Origin of the sequence: Alkalihalobacterium chitinilyticum (assembly GCF_029028005.1) — a bacterium.
Lineage (GTDB): Bacteria > Bacillota > Bacilli > Bacillales > Bacillaceae_F > Alkalihalobacterium > Alkalihalobacterium chitinilyticum.
In genome coordinates this window covers 79336-100900 of the sequence record NZ_JAOTPO010000008.1, presented here as the reverse complement: position 1 = coordinate 100900, position 21565 = coordinate 79336, and the positions used below count along the sequence as shown (strand labels likewise).

The following is a 21565-nucleotide window of genomic DNA, read 5'->3' as shown; positions in this document are numbered from 1 at the left end:
AGAGGGGTTTTGTTCATACCCCACGGAAATGTGGAGTTTCTCTCTGTCTAAAATTTAATCCACTATTGTAAGTGGGAAATAACCACGGCTCATGAATATAATCAGATGGAACTCTCTTTATCTCTGTTACATAACTACACAAGAATGGATTTAAACCTTAGATTCTGGTGTCTGTCATCTGTCCAAAAATTATATTCAATTATCATTTGTTATTAAATCGTGCACGTTTCGACCATGCACGATTTTTTTATCATGATTAACTCTCTTCGCTTTTACCTTGAATGGAGACAGTACTACTACTGTTCCCCGATTTCATCGAAATTCTTTGATACAAAACTATCGAGCAATTCACGCACTTCATCTGTTGACTCCGTGTTCATTAGTTCATTTCTTAATCCACTTGCCCCTCGAAATCCTTTGACATATATCTTAAAAAAGCGATGAAGAGCCTTAAACGGACGTAGCTCTAATCCAGAGTATTTATCATGGAGATCCATATGCAATCGTAAAAGATCGAGTAATTCCTCACTACTATGATCTCTCGGCTCTTTTTCAAAGGCAAACGGATTATTGAAAATACCGCGGCCGATCATCACCCCATCCACACCATATTGGTTGGCGAGCTTCAACCCAGTTTGACGATCTAGAATATCGCCATTGATCGTCAATAGCGTATCAGGTGCCACTTGGTCTCGAAGTTTCTTGATCTCCGGGATCAGCTCCCAGTGAGCATCTACTTTACTCATTTCATCTCTGGTGCGCAGATGAATGGAAAGATTAGCAATATCTTGTTTCAATATGTGTGTCAGCCATTCGCGCCATTCGTCGACATCCGTGTAACCAAGCCTTGTCTTAACGCTAACGGGCAATCCCCCGGCTTTTGCTGCTTGTATTAACTCGGCTGCAACTTCCGGACGACGAATAAGGCCACTTCCCTTCCCATGCCGTGCCACATTAGGTACAGGACAGCCCATATTGATATCCACACCCCTAAACCCAAGTTCCGCCATACCAATACTCATTTGCCGAAAGTGTTCAGGTTTATCTCCCCATATATGGGCTACAATCGGTTGTTCATCCTCTGTAAAAGTCAAACGCCCGCGTACACTTTTGTTTCCCTCGGGGTGACAATAACTCTCACTGTTTGCAAACTCGGTAAAAAACACATCAGGTCTGGCCGCCGCGCTTACTACATGGCGAAAAACAACATCCGTTACTTCTTCCATTGGTGCCAGTATAAAAAAAGGTCGTGGTAAATCACGCCAAAAATTATCTTTCATCTTCAAATTCCAATCCTTTCATTATGGGATATGAGGCCAAACCTCTTCCCCAAGATAAAAAATGTCCGTGCTTCTTTTACACTTATACCATGCTAAAGCACCTTTTATCAAACTCTTGGGTGCCTGTGAACATGTTCAACAATATCAATTGTGGATTCAAAACTCTAATTTAATAAACGGTTGAAAAAGCTTAATCCCTTTGCGGTTGAAAGGGAGCCATTTCATATCACAAATTAAATGGGAGGCATATCCGATTAACCCTGCTGCCATCAACATATCCATTCCCACAAACGCTTGAAATTCAGATAAAATCCAGCCAAAAAAGGCAAATCCCCAGATGCTGTGAGTGATGCCGCGGTGAGGAGCAAAGGCGGATATAATCATATAGATCGCGAGGCCGATAATCCAAAGGTGAGACAGTAAGATACCAACTACTAATGTACATGAACCCGTGAGTATGAGCATGGATTTAGGCTTAATAATCAGTTGTGGTAAGACGATTAAACTACACCCAATGATCATTCCTACTATTTTTTCTGTTCCTTCCAATAGCCAATAGCCATATCCGGTAATCATTAATCCAACAATCCCTAAAAATGCGTAGACCAGCGTAACTGGGATCGTTAGTTTTCTTGTAATCTTACTGTTCGTATCCATATCAGGAATAATGGATGCAATTGCACAAGTTGTGACAATTCCTATCGTCTCAACCAGTTCATATTTGCCGATGTATGCAAAGGCTCCCCCTAGTGCCACACCGACTACTAAATGAGTTGATCCTTTCATTGAACGTCCCTTCCATTAAAACAAACTAATTTGTTCCTCAATCATTTTTGGCTTCTTTTCTTCAATCACTTCATTTTCTTCTTCTACAACCTGCTCTTCTTCTACTTCAAGGTCCAATAAACGATCTACTTCTTTAACTCTGCGAGGTTGATAGTTAAACATGCCAAAATAGAAGCTGCAACTTGGACATTGATGCACTTTATTCGGCCTTAATCTTTTGGACAATTCCTTTCTTTCCTCGACGGATCGTTCTTCCTCTATGGCACATGTTCCACACATGAGAGATATCAATATAAACAGTCCTCTCTTTTGTCATTTGCTTAATCATAACATATGATACGATCATACATTCGTCTATGTGTGAATTATACCAGTATATAAATAAATAGAACACTCATTCTACTACATTTATTAAATAAATTTACCGGTCTTCAATATAAGCTTCCGTTAATATCCAGAGAAAACGACTTCAAAATAATTCCAGATTGAGCTTCACTCGCCCTTAGCTTACTCTATAAAAAAATAGCGCCAACTTCTATTTAAATAGAAACTAGCACTTCGTCTTTTCGGTATACGTTTAGCGTGAAGCTTTGGGTGGTTGGCATACGTCACATTTACGTTGATTATTATTTTTAAATTTAGTAAATGTTTTTTCAAAATGGCTACCACATGCACATTTAAACAGTAACTTTTGAGAAAAACCCAAATATTCCGTCGATAACAACTTACTTTCCGAATTCTTCTCAACAAATTCTTTAATTTTACCGATTGTCCATCGTTTATTCATTCTCTTACACCTCTCTATTTTATCTCAAGGCGGAGGCTTATCTTAGCATCCGTTTAATTATGAGCAAAAGTTATTATTATCCTAAGTTTCTCATTATAACATGAGCTAGCACACAATTAAACAGAACGTTAATTTGAACACATACTAGTAAGGGAAACCTTGTTCTTAAAGGCTTCCCTTACTGTTAATTCATTGCACAACGTTGAAGTTTATTAAGCCCTAATAATGAGTGGATTGTCTTTCCTTCCAATAGGCTTCTTTTCCATAGCTTCTATATAAATGTTCTTCATATTCACGAGTAAACGGCATTCCTGGTTCATATGGAGGTGCATTTTTAATTTGGTCATTTGTTAGATGAACGGAAACTGTTTTTGAATACCAATCAACGCTTTGAATTAACTCTGGTGGTATTAATACTAACCTTCCTGGTAATATGGTACTTGTTTCTACCAGAATATAACGAACAAACCAGCTATCATCATCAATAACCAAGTCTGAAAGACGTCCAACTTCGCCGTCTATTGCTTGTATCTTGTAACCTGTAAACTCACCTTGTATTTCGTTCAAACTTCTTAAATGAGATTCTTTTTCTAGTTCTCTATCTAATGGATTTTTTATCTGACCACTATCGTAAGCATTTACGAACCCTCGTGGAGTTTGAAAAGAACCCCAAAGTCCTTGGTCTGCCCAATAATAAGGCCATTCAAAATAATCACTAATCATTTTTTCGTGCTTTTTCGATACCGGCTCTATCTCATTCACTTTCGGACTATCCTTAATCATTTCTTTCGTTTCTTTAATTTCGACTTGGCGATTCAGCTCATCAATGTTGTCCATTCCAAGCGGAGAAACCAACACCTTTTTACCAGGTAACCACTTTAATGTGTCCACAATTAAATAACGAACAATCCAATTCTCATCATCCATGTAAAGATCTTTTACCTTCCCTAATTCACCATCAGTTGCTTTTACATTATATTGCTTTAAGACAGAAGCAAAATGTAAAATAATATCCCTCCTATTTACTAGACTTATATATCCTTTTCACATTTTTCTTATAAATAAACATGTTTATTTTTGTAAAATTATAAGATCGTTTATGCCTAAATTCTATAACAATAGAAACCTCCTGTACCCACTTTTTATGATACATGAGGTCCTCGTAGGGTACTATTTAAGTGGAATAATATCTCATCCAATTAATGGTAGATAAAAAATCCTCAAATTACTTCTTCAAATCACTTTTATAGTAAACTATTAGTATGTGCAAAAGGAGGCTCATTCTTATGAATTTACTAATTTTAGGTGCAACTGGTCGAGTTGGAAGTCAAATAGTTACTCATGCCCTTCATGACAGACATCATGTTACTGTATTAGTTCGCACTCCAGAGAAAATTCAAATAAAAAATCAAAATTTAACTATTCTTCAAGGTAATGTTTTAAATAAAGATGATATCTTACGTGCAATGCATGGGATTGATATAGTTATTAGCGCTCTAAATACTGATGGTACCACCACTCTACCAGAAAGTATGCCACTTATTATCGAAGTAATGGAAAAAGAAGGTATAAAACGAATAATAACTATAGGAACTGCAGGTATCCTGCAAAGTAGAACCACCCCAAATTTACTGCGTTATCAGTCAAGTGAATCAAAGCGTAAGTCAACCCGTGCAGCGAAAGAACATCATAAAGTTTACGATATGCTTAAACATTCAACCCTCGAGTGGACGATTGTCTGTCCTACCTACTTGCCGGATGGAGAAAGGATTGGCAAATATCGTATAGAGCGGGATTTTTTGCCAAACGATGGAGTTGAAATATCTGTACCGGATACAGCAGAATTTACATTTAGACAGATAAAAACAAGCGATTATATAAAATCACGTGTAGGTATTGCCTACTAATAATATTCAATCACAAGGAATTCTAAGTAAAGAGATGTGTAAAAATTAACATCTCTTTTTTATAAAAACTGCTTGTTAGTTAAGATTAAATTTTCAATAAACTTCCATATATATTCGTCATGGTAACATAAAAATACAAAAAAGAGGGCTCTAAATAAAATAGAACCCATCTTTAAAAATACTGACTATAAACCCCGTCGTCCATATTGTTGGAGTAAATATACTGGAAACTGTGATTGCCCATTATTTCCTAATATTACTGTTTTTCTCTAAATTATTTAACAATTTAAATACCATCACTCGTTCGCCTGTATGAGAGCAGATATCCGTGTGAAAGCTCTTCACTTTTTCTCCAGTAATTTTTGATATAATCTCCTTAATATCATCTATACCAGATTCAATTAATTTCGAACGAATTTTCTTTACCGATAACATCCCCTCTTTTGTATCACAAAGGGTATATTCAGCTGGTGTTAGAACACCTTCTAAGGTCACAATAATCATATCTCGTAATATATCTACTTGAACAGATACAGATTCACACCCTAGATAATTCATTTCCCACTCTGTGATGGAGTTACTGATCTCTACCTCAAAAGATTCTTTTGTTAAATTCATATCATATACACCTCCGGAACAAAGAAAATGTTCTAAACATGCATTTTCTAATGACCTAAACTTTCCTACATTTTATATAAAAAGTGCAGACAACATTCACCCAGACCTTTAAACTAGTTTTACATTATCCATGGACCGCTGAATAGCCAGCCTCCCCATTAAATGTATATAAGTTTTCAGTTTTTATACAATTAAGGCCCTCAGCTACTAACTTTGAATACAGTTCAGCTACTTGGTTTGGAGAAATCGTTTCATCGTTCTCATCTAAGAAACGGCAGCGCCAATGATCTGTGCAAAATGTTTCAGGGAAACCTTCAGGATAAACTTTTACACCTCTATTTGTAATCACGCGAAGCTTAAGTCCTTCTACCTGATATTGTGCAAGTTTATCACCTAAAATATTTGGTGCACCTTGGTTCCATTCAAGGAAAATATCTACCCCAACTAGTTCTTTATTTTCCTCTGGTAACTCTTTTGGTTTAATCTGAGATGGCAATGCTTCCTTGTAAGAAATAGGTGTTAGTGTGTGTGGCTTCTGTCCGATTCTTTCAATAACAGCTTCTGCGAATTCCTTCGTTCCCACTTTTTCTTTACTAATTCCTTCTTTAAAAATATCATAAGTATGAATTCCATCCTCTAGCGTCTTAAGCCAAGCATTTTGAACTTTTTCTGCAATCTCAGCTTGACCGATATGCTGTAACATGAGGACAGCACCTTGAAGAAGACCCGACGGATTCGCTAAGTTTTGTCCTGCTCGACGTGGTGCCGACCCATGAATAGCTTCAAACATGGCACACTGGTCACCTATATTAGCAGATCCAGCGATCCCAACTGAACCTGAAATTTGTGCGGCAACGTCGGATAGAATATCTCCATAGAGGTTCGGCATAACAATAACATCAAATAGCTCTGGAGTATCGGCTAATTTTGCAGCTCCAATATCGACAATCCAATGTTCCTTTTCAAGATCTGGATATTCCTCACCTACTTCATTAAAAATCTTTGTATAAAGACCATCCGTTAATTTCATAATATTGTCTTTAACAAAGCAGGTAACCTTTTTACGCCCTTGGCTTCGTGCATATTCAAAGGCATAACGGATAATTTTTTCAGTACCTGGACGAGAAATAAGCTTTAAACATTGATAAACTTCACTAGTTTGTCTATGTTCTATTCCAGCATACAAATCTTCTTCATTTTCACGAATAATCACAACATCCATTTTAGGGTGTTTTGTTTCTACAAATGGATGATACGATCTAGCAGGTCTTACATTTGCGTATAAACCTAACGCCTTTCGAGTCGTTACGTTTAAACTTTTGTACCCCCCACCCTGAGGTGTTGTAATCGGTGCCTTTAAAAATACCTTTGTTCTTCTTAATGAATCCCAAGCCTTAGGCTCCATTCCTGTTGTAATACCACTTTTATAAACTTCCTCACCAATTTTGATTTCCTCAATATCAAGCTGTGCGCCTGCTGCCTCTAATATGTTTAAAGTAGCTTGCATTATTTCAGGGCCAATTCCATCTCCATACGCTACTGTTATTGGTGTTTTATTCATCAAATTATCCTCCCATATGCCAAATCATTTTTTATTCTTCGATACAACCTCTGCCTTCACAACGAAAACATACGACATATTCTGTCTCAGATCCACTAATACTCATCGAATGTTCTTCCTGTTTTAACTGACTATGTTTATCCATAGAAAAGCTAGATGTTAAATCTCCATGACCATTACAAACCTGACAATCCAAAGCACTTCACCTCCTTTCAAATATTTTTATTGTCATACACCATGTTTGCTATGGTATACACCAATGCTAATAACTTAGAAAAATATGGAAACCACTCTTCTGTATTTATCCTTCTTTTATCTCTCAAATAGTGGCTCTTTAATGTATTTGTGAGTTTTTTATCATTAGACCGCATCTAGCAAATGGCAGGGTTTCCTGAGCGCTAACTCCGATGGTCAGATATCATCATTAAGCTTTAATTATGTATACCGAAGCTTCCTTTCTAGCAACTCTTATAGAACGAGTACGTTCTTTCACAGCCAACCTAGCAATCCCCTTTCTCCATAAAAAAGGCATGCACCAATAAAGAATGTTACTCTTTTTGGACATGCCGGTTTATCTTTAACTCAATAGACTGTTTTAAAGATCTCCCTAATTATTTAATTAAAATGAGGAGCGTCTAGCGCTGCTAATGTGTATGAAAACCCACCGCTTTAGCCATTTCCCACAAAAAAAACCGACAATTTCAATACCAATGGAATGACCCATTGAGTTTGAGAATTGTCGGTTTTCCTTCAACGAGCTTTACCGAAAGCTTTTGAAGAACTCCCTTTAATATGGAAGGTTATTTTAGTTGTTAATATAATATTATGCAATCTTATAATTTCTGTCAATAGATAAAATTAAAAAAATTTCGGATGCACAGGGACGGTTCTTGTACTTCTTTCGTTTAGCTAAACATATAAGCATATAAGCATAGGCGTCTCATCTGCTTCTGGAGTCCTAATCACATTCAAACCGAGCATTTTTCCTAAATGAGCAATATAGTAAGCTTCCTATTAGTATATGGACTCGAGAAGCCCTTATTTGAGGCAAAATCAATGATTTCACACTAATAGGGCATTGAGAGGCCCTTATCTAGTAAAAATGTGATGGTTTTTACTTGTTTTATAGAAAATAAGGTCCTCTCAGTACCCAAACGCCTATAAATAGGCGTTTGCCATCAACATAAGAGCCTCTCAGTTACACAAACGAATAGTCCTATGAACAAGCAACCCAAAATTTCAATGATCCTGACATTATATGTAATTATTCAACCTATAGCCCTGTATTCAAGACAATAACGTCCATGTGACTTTATTAAACTCACCTCCTTTACTGCTCCAAAAACGGCATAAAGGAGGCATCGCCGATAATCAATTAATTTGACTCAAATTCAATACGAATCAACTCATGGGCAACAAACATGCACCCTTGCAAAAAAACAAGTACCTGCTTTACCTAGCTAAGCAATCTCCCTTTCAACCAGGCACGTGGACGATATGGTCCGATGGGAATTTGGATCAAGCTGGTTTTCCCCTTCGAATCAATCCTGTAAAGGTCATCACATTGGTTTGCATCGAATCCTAACAACGGATGGCCTCCCATTCCTAAAGCACACGACACCAAGAGCAGCCGTTGCACGAGAATGCCCGCTTCCATTTGTTGAATGCGGTAACCTCTATACCCTAATCGCTCTTTGAGGTGACCCTTGTCTCCAACAAGATGCATACAGAGTGGAACTTGATACATGTTCACATTGGGCAGCGTTAATCCTAATTGTAAAAATTCCCGGTAATCCCCCTCGGCTATCCTCCGAAGGGCATGCGTGCCATTATCATAAGAATAGGCACCATTAGGAATTCCCTCTACATTATAAAAACTGCCATATAAAGAAAGACGAGTCTCAACCTTTCCCTCGGTATCATCAAGGTCATTGTGATACGAGAAAGAAAATGTTTCTTTTAACAAAGTAGCTAACTGCGTTTGGCTCACTTCTCCTAACATAAAATCACTATCAGGAGAATACCGCTCCCTGCAAACAGATGCGAGTTCGTACGATAAGGATTTTGTAACTGGCAGCAAGACCATTTCCCTATCTAACGCCAGTTTCTCACAGTTATTATTCTTGAGTTTCACAAATGACTTCGTTGTTTCAAACATCGATACTTCATTCAGTTTTCTCAGCATCGGATAATCAATGACGTTCTTTGAACGATTATAGGATACATGATGTAACACAGGCACTTCCTGGCACAATTCAGATGCATCATCCATCTCTTCGCTTTTTTGAACGTTGTCGATACAAGTAATCGATGATTTCATACTGAAGGGGATAACGGCATATACGCTTTCCTCCTGTTCGGATAACCCAAGTAAATGATTAATAGACCGATCAAGAAATTGATAGCATACCCGAGTAAAGAAACCCATCCGATCGGCCACTTCTAAAGATTGCCCAATGACCACACCAGCATCTAAGCCTTGGAGTCTGTATGAAAAATTATTGTATTTATAAAAATTTTTCCAAAAAACAGTTGAGACAAAAGCGATGCAAAAACAATCCGAAACAGGAAGATCATTTTCAAGACTTCTAGATAAGTAGGTATCGTAATTTCCTTCTCGTAACAAAATAAGACGATGATGCGCTGCATCATAATGGTAAATTCCTTCGGGAACGTTATCCAATTTTACATAAACATATAATTCATTAGGATACAACGCCCCTCCAGAAGGAACAAATCTCCGTAAAGACTGAGTAAAACTAGCATTTTTCTCCTTAGTTCCGTCCATGACAGGAGATTGAGAGTATTGAGTAACACCGTATACATACCATAAAAAATGACCGAGCTCTTCAAGACTAGGGTTTTGAACCTCTTCTTTCTTCTCGAGCGTTAAGGGTACTTCTGTAGAAAGTGGAATTGTTGGTAAGTCTCTGTACAATTTATAAGGTAGTGGCGCATCTCCCCAATCTACCTCCCAATCAGGCGGAAAGATTTTATCCGTTTCAAAATGCAGTTGATGTAGAAATGTATCTAGCTCCAACTCGTTGTCCTCCTTCTCTTCCGCTATGGGAATGGATGGGGAAATGGATTCAGCTGTTCATACACTAACGGTTTTTTCTCATAACCTAGTTGCATAGGTACGTTGAGGACCCTCTCCAACCCTTTCACACGGGTGAGGTGATGGCCGAATGTCATTGGCAACATCCCTGGAATTAATACTTTTACACAGTGTAATCCGTTCCGTTTAGTTACAGACGAAGTTTGGTCAACCACAATAACATCAAGGTTTAAACGGCGGAACGTCTGAAGGATCTCCTGAAGATCATCTTTTAAATCAGCATTGGCCGGCGGTTCCTTAAATTCCTCAGCAAAAGTACGTAACGGACGTTGACCAGACATTAAAAAATCGAATCGTTCCTCTGCTTCTTTTAAACCGTACAGCATACCATGATCCTCCATCGTCCGTACCGCAAATGGGTCTTTAAGCATCCTTTCATATTTCTGTCGGTTTTTCTCCAATTTTTCGTCATCCCTAAACATCATTCCTGCAAGCTCGTAAATCGAACTTTTTACAGCCTTTATCGGATCAGGGTTAGCACCTGCTGCACAAATAATGTGTACGCCCTTGGATCTTCTGTTTTTTGCCACTGCCCAAACACTTGGAATCCCATGTTCCATCGTTGAATTGTAAAAATAAAGGTCGTAACCGGTAACTTCAGTTATACGATCGACCATCAGCTGTAATTCGATATCGTCAGCTGAACGTAGATCAAGCTGTGGGAGGGGAAGTTTTGCATACCAGGTGATCAAAAACGAATCTCGCTCGACAACCTCCATAATGGCATGGAAAATAGCTTCTTCTAAAGAGCCCCCTAATGCACATCCGTTTGATGTTTCATATACAAAGCCATCCCCGCAACCTAAACTATAGTAGGCCAGTAACTCTGGAACGAGAAGAGGCCGTTCTTGTAAAAACGAGTAACCCCAGACCCAATTCATGGGAGCATCAGGTGTAAATGGTTTAAATGGAAAATTAGGCTTTTTATATTGCTCTGTTTCATGTACACCAACACTAGTAGGATGGAGTGCGTGCTTTTCTAACTGACGATAACAATCTCGAACAACTGTTCTTTTGCCTCGAGGTTCAATTCCGCAATATCGTTCTAACCCTTCTAAGATGGCAGTCAGCTCACTCATTTCATAAGAATTAGATCTCCCTGCTACCCCCTCATCTCCTCCAAACAGCGGCATGTTCACTAACACATCGGCAAAAGGCAGCCTGACATCTTGCATTTTCCCATTCATTAGCCCAGTACGATAATCAAGGTAATCTTTGACTAGCACGGTTTTTAATTCATCGATGGAACGGGTGCGATAAGTGCCACCATTGATTTTAGGACTAGATTTCAACCGAATTTGCGCTAATTCTGATGTATCATCGGGTAATGAACTACACATCGGGCAGGATGGGTCTGGCAAGAAAAAGTGACGTGAGGTCGATAACGTTCTCAGGTTGGTAATGTACATGTTTTCTTCTAAGTGACTGGATTTACCTTGAATTATGCTTTGTAGTTCATTACTAATCAAAGCTGCCATTTGTGACAGTCCTGTTCGTGTTACCCAAGCATCCTGGTGCATACCTTCTTCTGCAGGCATTCTCCTTTTAAACTCCCACATTTCTTGACGATCAGGTCCCGCTATCATCCGTCGCATATCAGCACAACTCGAACATCCTGGAGTACCCGGGCGTACGAATGGACCAATAATCCCATCGCCAAACGAAAGGAAACCTCGAAGCCATGGAATACCTGCCTCTCTGAATTTTTCTTCCGCTTTTTGATGAACAGAGGGATACCAGGAATCGTGGAGCACCAATGCTAATTCGGTTTCATCCGGAAGGTCTTCTACTATACTTTGACGTTTTATGTGATAGTTTTCGGACAATTGATGATAGACCGTTTCTGCTAATAAACCACTTCCATCCATTAGAATTACGGCTGCCATTCGTATTCCTCCTCTCGAACCTTAACACCAAACACCCCTGCTAGTTCCTCTTGTAAAAAAGGTTCGAACGATAGATCATAAATATCTAAACGTTTTCTGTTTTGTTTTAAGAGCTGAATGGAAGATTGTAAGAGCTCTAATGGAGTCATCCCGTCACAAGAAGGAATGTTGAGTTTGGATTTCTTTTTATTAACAAATTCGGCTGGCACCGTTTCGTCCCTTACTAGTGAATTCACCTCGTCCTGAGTATTTAAAAGTGCTTGTTCTAACGCATAGCGTAATGCCAACGTTCTATTTAAACCTGCCCTTGTATACCGTCGGCCGTTTGACTTGATCCGTATGACTGGGAAGCCGAGAATATCCTCTCTTAAATCGATTTTTGGTAGCCCATTTAAGGTAGTCAACGCATTTAAATAGTATCTGACTTGCTGATCCTCTATTGATTCTGGCTCCAGTTCAAAAAGCAAGTTCGGTTGATCCACCTTTCGTTCTCTCAAGATTTCATCTAAATAGTTTTGCAGTCCGCGACATACAGCCTCTTCTATTGTTTGCCCTGCACCGATACCCATAAAACTTTCTGGAATGCTAGAAATGCTAGAGTCCATCTGATCATTCTTATATCGCTTTTCTCGTGGCTCGATCAATTGTGACACATACATTTCAATGCCTGTCAGCCCCGCTTGTCTTTTGGCTTGCTCATGTGTAAAACCAGCACAAACAACTTCTGATAAAAGTGTTGCTGGACCGTCACTCATCGGGTTAACGGCTTGAACGTAACACTGTGCAAGAGGAAGCTGTGGCAAATCTCGTTCTTCCCATGAATGAAATATCCCTGCCTCTTCGGACGTTAATCGACTAAAATACTCCAATACCGTGCTAGGTGAACTATTTCTGTTCACTTCCTGTTTAATTCTTAAATCAAGGTCTTCAATTAGCCTGGGCGTTAAATGACTAGACAAAACCAAAGGGTGTGTGAGGTAGGATAACCAGTTACCTTCCAATGTTTCAAGATCGAGGAAGTAAATTTGGTTTTTTTGAGTCTGGCTTGCAATTCCTACAGCTTTCTTGAAAAATTCAAATACAAGGACATTTGCCAACATCGATCCAGCTGTCGAAGAGAAATTGGCAGACTTTTCAGTTTCTTGAACGGCAGATTGATGAAGGCGTCGCCATGCCGATTCCCAGCATCCATCTGATCCTTGATGAACCATTGGACCCGCTAGCCCAACTTGCTCTAAACATACGGCAGGTAAAAATACCTTCCTTTCCTCTTTGCAAACAAGGTTAAGATCCATTATTTCATGTACATTTCCATCCTGCGAAACATATAATACACAATCATACGGTTGCACTACTTCTTTCCAAGCACTTCTATACTCGCCTTTTTGAAAAGAGATCTCCTTTACCTCAACCTCCGAATCATCTTTTCGAGCATTCTCCACCATTTCATCGATCCTGGCTAGGTTTGGAGGTGTCGATTGAGTCGATATATAATGAAATTTAGGCAGTCCTGATTCGAGTAATGCCCCCACCAATGAAACTAAAATTGGACCAGCTCCGACTGCCAAAATTTTAGCCTGACGGTATTCTTGAAAGTGGTACGCACCAGAATCTACAAAGCTCTCGATAAACTCAATTTGTGAAGCGTATTTTTCAACAACCGTACGATTTAATTGATGTGGCCGATCCTGACTTATATCCCGTAGAAAGCCATTCTCGTACAACGTTTCACCAATCTCATATACTCTCTTCTTATACGGTTCTGTTAGTCCCTTGGTCAAGTCTCCCAATGTTTGCTCCCCGTTAAACATCGGCATTAGTGTTTCAATCCACTGATAGATGGTACTTCCTTTTAGACGGAATGAGCTTTCGTTATTTCTAAAATACACACCACCTTCTTGATCGGGTATATAAAATGTATCTTTTTTTACCTTCAGACGTGTGGAAGCGTTAAGTTTTGTCATTCAGCTCCTCCTTCATCATCAAACCAAATTAGGCACTACCATTTTATGTAGTTTTATTTGTCCATTATGTTTAACTAAAAAAGGTAATGCCCCTGCAATAAACGATGCAGGGGCAATTTTCCATTAGGTCCTAAATTTATGAAAGAACGTTTAACCTCCGTAACAGTTATGACACCTAAAACAATTATGACATCTAAAGCAATTATGACATCTAAAGCAATTAAAGCAGTTAAAGCAATTAAAACAACTAAAGCAGCCGAAGCAACCAAAGCACCCGAAGCAACGAAAACCGCCACAACGATGGAACCCGCCACCGCCAAACGCACCCAACTGGCGTGAATTTTCACTATCCATAGGAACTAACTCTCCAACTTGGTATTGACCCATTTCTAAATTTTGCAATTGGTTTTGAAAGTTATTCATTTTACTTCTCCTTTGTATTTATTTTTCACGTGAACCCGATGCCTGATGAGAGATTTGAGCTAAACTATTCATCCATTTTGAATTTAAAACCATCAGGCATTCCGTGTACTCTCTTCAACAAAATATGATACCTTTTAGGTGATTGTTACTGATGTCAGTGCCTAAATCTTCTTGGTAGGATCGTCTATTCGGGCTATGTAGAAATTCATTTTGTAGAATGCTTAGTTTTAATGCATACATCGATCGAGAAAACTCTCCCATATTTCAGCAATAAAAAAACACACCAATCCTTGTGCAAATTGGTGTGTCTCATGTATTTAGCTTGTCATTATTTCATATATTCATAGTTCTTATTTAATAACATCTATTTCCTTTCTCTCACTAACGTCTCATATTAGATGAGTTTATAGGACGAACAAGTTTAGTCTGTTTTTGACTTACTTACACTTTCTGGGATCGAAATAGTAAATGTAGTTCCTTCATTCATTTTGCTATTTACCTTTATATCTCCCTTCATTGCTTTCACAATACTGAAAGCGACCATTGTTCCTAAACCAGTACCCTTTTCTTTATTTGTGAAAAAAGGAACTCCTAAACGTGCAATTTGTTCAGAGGACATTCCTACTCCAGTATCAGTCAGCTTTAAGGTTATTTTTTTATTTTCTTTGGTTACTTTAAACACTAGCTTTCCACCGTTTTGCATGGATTCAATCGCATTTTTTGATAAATTAATTAAGCATTGATGGAATTGTTTTCTGTTTCCTAAAATATAGCTATCTTTAACGAGAAATTCTTTTTTTATCGATACATTTTGCATTAATGCATAAGGCTGCATCACATTCGCAACATAGTTCATCTCATCGGTAATATTTAATAATTCGAGATCAACATTTACATGTGGCTTTGCAAACGTAAGGTAATCTGAAATAATCGTTTCCGCACGGTCTAGCTCTTGAAGAGACAAGTCTAAATAAGTATTCTTTTTCTCATCATCAATACCTGGACTTTTAAGTAGTTGGATAAACCCTCTTGTGACTGTTAACGGATTTCGGACTTCGTGAGAGATGCTAGCCGCCATTTCACTAAGGCTTTTTAATTTTTCATTATGATATAGTTGCTTTTTCATTGTGTCGATTGAAATTAAGTATTCAAGAAAATAAACAGAAAGACCCATGGTTAAAGCTTGGGCAACAACAAAGGAAGATAAGAGAACGATTGGAGCGTGAAGGATAAATCCAAATAATGTATGACAAGAAATAAAGCTAATAATAGCACTAAGTCCAAGCAAAGCCATCGTGACATTAATTTTTGTTTTGAGAGAATATGTTTGATATTTTGGTATTAGTAAAAATAATAGAATAATTAATAATAAAGTACTATCGATGAAGGCAATATAAAAACCTGCGCCACCTATATAAAATCGATAAAATAAGATGACACAATACAGGAAAATAGCAACCTTTTTTCCACCATAAAGGGCTCCTAATACAAATGCAATATACCTTAAATCAAATAAATGGCCTTCATAGTTTGTAATTGGGAAATTCATACATATCATGATTGAGATACTAAAAACGATAGCTAGTATGATGTTTTTGTACTTTAAATCTGTATTAATATAAAAGAGTTGGAAGAGTAAGATAGGCAATAAAACAAAAAGTATATTAATAAGTAGATTTTCCATGATTAGCACCTGGTTTCCTTGTAGTTATCTTAAAGATATCACATAATTCCTAGATAAAATAGGAATTTTTAGTATATTTTGAATAAAAAGCCTACCATTAACGTCTGATGGAAAACCTTCTAACATTCTGGGCTAAGTAGGAGAATTTGTATTCATGGTACTGCAAGTATCCGATTACTACACAGTATTTTTTCTTTGCCCCTTTAATAACAGAATAGCGATAATTAGAAGGTTTACTCATTACCCTCTAAATAAGACGGTGCGCCGTCAATTTAATACAGCATTAAAAAACACACCAATCTTTGTGTTAATTGGTGTGTTTCAAGTCTTTGCTTGTCATCATTTCATATATTCCTAGTTCCTCTTTTATATCATTTGTTTCCTTTCTCTCGGTTAATTCTTCGTTGAAAGAATACAAAGATAGGAAGTGGGATGATAATCCACCCTAAACTTTTAACAAAGCTATTTAAAGCGCGTTGTTTATTATTTTCCATTTGCTGTTGAACCATCACATCATATTGTCTTCTTAGTTCTTCTTCACTGAGTTCTTCTCTTTTCACTTCACTATTTTCGAATTTGGGGTGATATTCTCTCATCATTTTGTAATCTTCAAATGACTCGACATAAGCATTCGGTGAAACATAGTCTGCCAACGCCATAAAAGAAAACACGCCCCCGCCAATCACCATTACTAAAGTAATGAACGCCACAGCATAATGATAAACTTGCCTAATCACATCATCTCTCTCCTCATGATTCAACTTGTATAATTGCTTGCCACCCACACCCAGTAATAAGACAAATAATCCAACTTACAAAACACCGAAAACAATTAACGCCATTTAATCACCTGACTTTACTAAAAGAAATAAGGAACTTAACATGACGCTGAACGAGGTCTTTCCCAATTCGATCTTTACTTCTATCCTACAGAACTATCTTGATATTAAAAAATCTTTATACTCACATATTCGATACAGAGTACAAAAACCAATAACCCACTTTATCTTGTTTAGAATTTACTTTCCTTACTTGCATGTTTCCATCGGTACTTGATTCAAATTTACCACCTTATATCATTATAATCTACATAATTTTTTCTCTATTTTGGCAATTATCCTAGTGCACAGGGGCCGTTCTTGTGCTTCTTTCGTTTATCGAAACGAAATAGACAAGAGAACCGTACGCTTTGCTTCTTCACTAAGTTCATCAAAACCATGCATTGCTCCTAAATTAGCAAAATAGTCATTTCCCTTATGGCGTATGCGGACTGAGAGGCCCTTATATGGACAAAATTAATGATTTCACGATCGTAGCGGACTGAGAGGCCCTTATCTAGCAAAAGTGCGTTGGTTTTCACGTAATTCATAGGAAATAACGGCTTCTGAGTCCGCTAAAACCTCTAGAATAGACATTTTCATCGAAATAAGGGCCTCAGAGTCCGCTAAAGTTTCAGACCTAAGCAGAGTAAAAAAATTTTTTATCACTTTACATTATTTGTAATTATTTCTGCTGTAACCGATTAGAAATGTCTTTTTGATAGCTGATTATAGTTATTAAAAAGGAGGAAGTAGGTTGAAAGAGTTTTGGTGCACAAGGACCGCCCCTGTGCTTCTATCAATTAGCGAAACACAATATAAGCAAGAGAACCGTCCGTTTTGCTATTCTTTGCTTCGGGACATGAAACTTCCCGATGTCCAAAATATACGTTTTCACTAGACGGTCAGTCCATACCCATGGGTTTCTTACACATAAACTATATAAGAATACAGAAAACAGCCAGAAGGGAGTGATACTTTTGAAGAAATATAGAATTGCACGAGTATTAGGGCCAATGTCGCTTTATCAGAGAAAGTTTAGGGCGTTTAGAATCAGAACCAAAGCAGCCTTATTTTACAAAAAAGTACCCATTCGGCAACATGTAAGTAATGGGGATGAAGAAAGATACCCTAATAAAATCGGTAATTACTCCAAGGGGTTACCGCACAATGAGCTTGGCGAAGTAGATCTAGATGCATACAATAAATATATTGCCGCATTAGATTCAGGGGACCCAGATGCTTTTGAGAATATTCCGCTTGGAGGTGGCAGAAAGCTTGTGAACCCGCAGGCTGCGTATGCTTATGAGTTAGTCGGACCTGATAGCCACCAATTGGTTCTTCCTCCGCCTCCACCCTTTAGCAGTGCTCAATTAGCTGGTGAAATGGTTGAAGATTATTGGCAGGCACTTACTAGAGATGTTCCCTTCAATGAATATGAAACGAATCCTCTAACAATTGCCGCTGCCAAGGAACTATCTAGCTTATCTCGTTTTCGCGGTCCAACCATTAATGGTCAAGTTACACCTCAGATCCTATACCGTAAAGACCTTCCAGGAGCATTGATCGGACCATATATTTCCCAGTTTCTATGGAAAGACATCCCATACGTTGGAACAGAGATTGTTCAACGCTATCGAACTACTGTAGCTGGGGATGACCATTTAACCTCCTATGAAGACTGGTTGGCAGTTCAAAATGGAGAAGCGCCTCCAAGTAGCAGCACTTTCGATACTACCCCTCGGTATATTCGAAATCTCCGAGATTTAGGAGAGTATGTTCATAATGATGTTTCTGTAGAAAGTGGATTAGGGGCTTTTTTTATCTTGCTCAAGTATGGTCCTGAAGTTATAGATCCAAATAATCCTTACCTTGATTCTGACACCCAAGTTGGATTTGCCACATTTGGTGCGACACACGCTGTAGATTTCGTGTCGAGAGCTGCTCGGCCAGCTTTACTAGCAGCATGGTTTCAAAAATGGCTTGTCCACCGGCGTCTTCGTCCGGAGGCATTCGGCGGCCGTATTCATAACAAATTAACGGGTGCTGCTGATTACCCTATCCATCCCGAGGTCCTTAATTCCAAAGCATTAGCATTAATTTTTGAAAAGTATGGCACATACCTGCTACCACAGGCCTATCCGGAAGGCAGCCCTACCCATCCTTCCTATCCAGCAGGTCATTCTAGTTTCATAGGGGCAATGGTCACAATGCTAAAAGCGTTTTTTAATGAAAACTTTGTTATTCCAAATCCTGTTGTAGCAAGCAGTGATGGGCTATCCTTAATTCCTTATGAAGGGACTCTTACTGTTGGAGGAGAGCTAAATAAACTCGCTTATAATATATCAATAGGAAGGGATGCAGCTGGCGTACACCTCCGTACGAGCGGTATTAATGGGTTAAAACTCGGAGAAGCAATAGCGATCGGAATACTTCGTGATTACAGAGAAACGTATAACGAGGATTTTGAGGGCTTTACTCTCACAACGTTTGACGGTGAACAAATAAAAATATAATAGCATTTACTCTCCAACTACCTGATCCAAATCGGTAGAAGGTCTAACTCGAAGCACAGGGACGGTTCTCGTGCTTCTTTTTGTTTGTTAATAAAAGCATCAAGATCGTCCTCTTTCCTTCTCGGTACTAGGCGTACTAGCACGATTTCACAAACGGCTTATTATAATAACTCTAACAGGATTCGTATTCTTTTTATCAAAAAAACGAATAGGCAATCATACAAGCACTCAACAGGAGGCAAAAATGAATAAAAAAGACTCCAACCATCCGATTATTGGAATATGTGTATCGGAGAAAAAATCTGACCTGGATAGACTAATAAAAAGGAGAATTAAACACTTTCATGAAAGAGCAATTTTTATAAAATTTTATATCGAAGACTTAGATTTTCATAATTTAAGGGTAAAAGGAAGTTATATGGAAAGTGAAAATAAAAAATGGAAAGAAGGCGAATTCCCATTTCCTGATGTAATCTATCTTCAAAGTCATGTAGATCTTAATATCGTAAAAAGGATAGAAGAGGTTATCGGACGGAATGTGTTTAATACGTTCACATTAGATAAATTTCTAGAGGCGAAATTACTGGCTGAACATACTGTTTTACAACCTCACCTTCCTCGTACACAAAAATTAGAAAATGAAGTACAGTTACAAGAATTTTTAGCACCGCACAAGAACATTTTTTTAAAACCTATATATGGAAAAGTAAGTATAGGTGTCGTACGCGTCGTATCCAAAGATACAGGAAATATTGAAGTTTTTTATCGACAAAATCAAAATATCAAAAGAGAAGCATTCCACTCTTTCAAAGATTTTTGGTATTGGTTTTCTCCTAACTTGTCTCAAAAAAAATACCTCATGCAGCAAGGGATCCAGACAATGACGATAAAAGAGCGCGCGACAGATATACGCTTAAATATGAATAAAAACGGAAAAGGATTATGGGAAGTGTCAGTACTGTTGTTCCGTATTGCTTGCAATACGAGTCATTTAATCCCTGGGCCACTAGCAGTAATCCCTATCCGTTCTTTAACTAGATATTATTTTAAAAATGAAGAAATTGATAAGATGGAAAAATCAATCCAAACTCTCGGATTTACAATTTGTGAAGCATTAGATCGATCGGGGCATCATATGGCTGATTTAGGTTTAGATCTAGGCCTTGATCAAAATGGTCATTTATGGATTTTTGAAGTCAATACGCTTCCACACCCAATTTTACGTGTAAATGATTGTTCCTTAACAAGACCTCTTGAATATGCTTATTACTTAGCCTCCAATACCGATCATAAAACACAGCCTTCACCCAACTAAGATTAGGTGAAGGCTGTGCGACTTATGAACAACCACAATCAAATGGTTTTCCAAGCATTTCATAAACTCTTCGGTATTCAGGTCTGTTTAATATATATTTTTTATAATGGTCTATCGTTTTTTGAACGAACATTTGGTTTTGATTATTCATATTTAATTTTAAGCTTTGAAAGTTAGGGTTAGCATAGAGAACGCTTTTTTCAAAAGCATCTAGTATCTCCTGATCGTCCGCTCCTTCATCTAGTAATGCTATAACATAATACATATGTTGTTCTCTTAGTAATTGAATAAGCATTCTTTTTTTGCTTTCTTCCAATACTGCCGCCCTCCTTTATCTATTACTTCTGTACGAATACGTTTAAAAGTCGTTGCAACATATACAGAACGTCTTTTGAATGACAAGAAAACCTTGACAAAACACATCTGGATTTTCACCGGTACACGTTACTCGAATGCGCCGAACATCTTCTGCCTGAAAAATACGCTCAGTTGCACCAAAAGGACCACCTTTATAAATCACATTATTATTTGGTCCGACAATGGTTAGTTCCATCTCACATGCTGGACTAAAATTAGTCAGTTTTACCATTGTTTTATTATGGTTTTCTGTATTATCCCAGAAGTAGGTCACCGGTGAACCATCACAAGGTTGAAATATAAAAGCATTTTCTACATGAGTTTCAACAAAACATTTACCATCTCGAGGTCCTATACCCATACAAATTCCTCCCAATCATTAAAATTAACTGCTCACAGTACAATATGCCTGATTTATGTATCTGTATAGACAAACTACACAAGTAGGAGAAAATTGTTTTGATTAATAAAGTAATTAAGCATAAGATGCAATGGACGGTTCTTGTGCTTCTTTTTGAGCGAAACAATATAAGCAAAAGAACCGT

At 37.9% G+C, this 21565-nt stretch carries 19 protein-coding genes; 3 read left to right on the top strand and 16 right to left on the bottom strand.

Features of this window, described 5'->3' with window-relative positions:
- Positions 1–296: 296 nt before the first annotated feature.
- The 5 genes from N7Z68_RS12795 to N7Z68_RS12775 all read right to left on the bottom strand — a co-directional run bounded on the left by N7Z68_RS12795 (position 297) and on the right by N7Z68_RS12775 (position 3861).
- The gene (locus N7Z68_RS12795) at positions 297–1280 is read right to left on the bottom strand and encodes a tRNA dihydrouridine synthase (protein ID WP_275118993.1); all 984 of its coding nucleotides are present in this window, start codon (positions 1278–1280) and stop codon (positions 297–299) included.
- Positions 1281–1436: 156 nt separating this feature from the next.
- Positions 1437–2066, bottom strand: a complete 630-nt coding sequence (locus N7Z68_RS12790; RefSeq protein WP_275118862.1) for a metal-dependent hydrolase — start codon at positions 2064–2066, stop codon at positions 1437–1439.
- A gap of 15 nt (positions 2067–2081) precedes the next feature.
- Entirely contained in the window at positions 2082–2357 is a 276-nt protein-coding gene (locus N7Z68_RS12785; RefSeq protein WP_275118861.1) for a hypothetical protein, read from the bottom strand.
- A 286-nt stretch (positions 2358–2643) separates the two neighbouring features.
- On the bottom strand, positions 2644–2853 hold the full coding sequence (locus N7Z68_RS12780) for a hypothetical protein (protein WP_275118860.1): 210 nt from the start codon (positions 2851–2853) through the stop codon (positions 2644–2646).
- A 219-nt stretch (positions 2854–3072) separates the two neighbouring features.
- On the bottom strand, positions 3073–3861 hold the full coding sequence (locus N7Z68_RS12775; protein ID WP_275118992.1) for a PRC-barrel domain-containing protein: 789 nt from the start codon (positions 3859–3861) through the stop codon (positions 3073–3075).
- A gap of 278 nt (positions 3862–4139) precedes the next feature.
- Here N7Z68_RS12775 and N7Z68_RS12770 point away from each other — a divergent pair, with 278 nt between their 5' ends.
- A complete protein-coding gene (locus N7Z68_RS12770; RefSeq protein ID WP_275118859.1) occupies positions 4140–4760 on the top strand; it encodes an NAD(P)-dependent oxidoreductase in 621 nt (206 codons plus the stop codon).
- A gap of 243 nt (positions 4761–5003) precedes the next feature.
- On the opposite strand, the gene N7Z68_RS12765 is transcribed toward N7Z68_RS12770, so the two are convergent.
- From N7Z68_RS12765 to N7Z68_RS12725, 9 genes are all read right to left on the bottom strand, one after another.
- Positions 5004–5378, bottom strand: coding sequence for a Na-translocating system protein MpsC family protein (locus N7Z68_RS12765; protein WP_275118858.1), 375 nt, complete (start codon positions 5376–5378; stop codon positions 5004–5006).
- 124 nt (positions 5379–5502) lie between these two features.
- The gene (locus N7Z68_RS12760; RefSeq protein ID WP_275118857.1) at positions 5503–6939 is read right to left on the bottom strand and encodes an NADP-dependent isocitrate dehydrogenase; all 1437 of its coding nucleotides are present in this window, start codon (positions 6937–6939) and stop codon (positions 5503–5505) included.
- A gap of 31 nt (positions 6940–6970) precedes the next feature.
- Positions 6971–7135: a hypothetical protein gene (locus N7Z68_RS12755; RefSeq protein WP_275118856.1), complete on the bottom strand. Its 165-nt coding sequence runs from the start codon at positions 7133–7135 to the stop codon at positions 6971–6973.
- Between the two features lie 1260 nt (positions 7136–8395).
- Positions 8396–9979 (bottom strand): SagB family peptide dehydrogenase, encoded by a 1584-nt coding sequence (locus tag N7Z68_RS12750; protein ID WP_275118855.1) that lies wholly within the window; start codon positions 9977–9979, stop codon positions 8396–8398.
- Positions 9980–10002: 23 nt separating this feature from the next.
- Positions 10003–11943: a TOMM precursor leader peptide-binding protein gene (locus N7Z68_RS12745; RefSeq protein ID WP_275118854.1), complete on the bottom strand. Its 1941-nt coding sequence runs from the start codon at positions 11941–11943 to the stop codon at positions 10003–10005.
- Positions 11931–13907: a putative thiazole-containing bacteriocin maturation protein gene (locus N7Z68_RS12740; RefSeq protein WP_275118853.1), complete on the bottom strand. Its 1977-nt coding sequence runs from the start codon at positions 13905–13907 to the stop codon at positions 11931–11933. Before N7Z68_RS12740 ends, N7Z68_RS12745 begins: the two co-directional genes overlap by 13 nt.
- Positions 13908–14057: 150 nt before the next feature.
- Positions 14058–14330 carry a heterocycloanthracin/sonorensin family bacteriocin gene (locus N7Z68_RS12735; protein WP_275118852.1) on the bottom strand — a complete coding sequence of 91 codons (273 nt, stop codon included), beginning with the start codon at positions 14328–14330 and terminating at the stop codon, positions 14058–14060.
- A 421-nt stretch (positions 14331–14751) separates the two neighbouring features.
- Positions 14752–16014 carry an ATP-binding protein gene (locus N7Z68_RS12730; protein ID WP_275118851.1) on the bottom strand — a complete coding sequence of 421 codons (1263 nt, stop codon included), beginning with the start codon at positions 16012–16014 and terminating at the stop codon, positions 14752–14754.
- A gap of 371 nt (positions 16015–16385) precedes the next feature.
- Positions 16386–16751 carry a hypothetical protein gene (locus N7Z68_RS12725; protein ID WP_275118850.1) on the bottom strand — a complete coding sequence of 122 codons (366 nt, stop codon included), beginning with the start codon at positions 16749–16751 and terminating at the stop codon, positions 16386–16388.
- Between the two features lie 1052 nt (positions 16752–17803).
- Here N7Z68_RS12725 and N7Z68_RS12720 point away from each other — a divergent pair.
- Together N7Z68_RS12720 and N7Z68_RS12715 are read left to right on the top strand one after the other, a co-directional pair.
- Positions 17804–19348: a vanadium-dependent haloperoxidase gene (locus N7Z68_RS12720; protein ID WP_308447225.1), complete on the top strand. Its 1545-nt coding sequence runs from the start codon at positions 17804–17806 to the stop codon at positions 19346–19348.
- A 244-nt stretch (positions 19349–19592) separates the two neighbouring features.
- Positions 19593–20663, top strand: a complete 1071-nt coding sequence (locus N7Z68_RS12715; RefSeq protein WP_275118849.1) for a YheC/YheD family protein — start codon at positions 19593–19595, stop codon at positions 20661–20663.
- Positions 20664–20685: 22 nt separating this feature from the next.
- Here N7Z68_RS12715 and N7Z68_RS12710 read toward each other — a convergent pair whose 3' ends face one another.
- Together N7Z68_RS12710 and N7Z68_RS12705 are read right to left on the bottom strand one after the other, a co-directional pair.
- On the bottom strand, positions 20686–20979 hold the full coding sequence (locus tag N7Z68_RS12710; RefSeq protein ID WP_275118848.1) for a hypothetical protein: 294 nt from the start codon (positions 20977–20979) through the stop codon (positions 20686–20688).
- A gap of 42 nt (positions 20980–21021) precedes the next feature.
- Positions 21022–21381, bottom strand: a complete 360-nt coding sequence (locus N7Z68_RS12705) for a hypothetical protein (RefSeq protein ID WP_275118847.1) — start codon at positions 21379–21381, stop codon at positions 21022–21024.
- Positions 21382–21565: the final 184 nt, after the last annotated feature.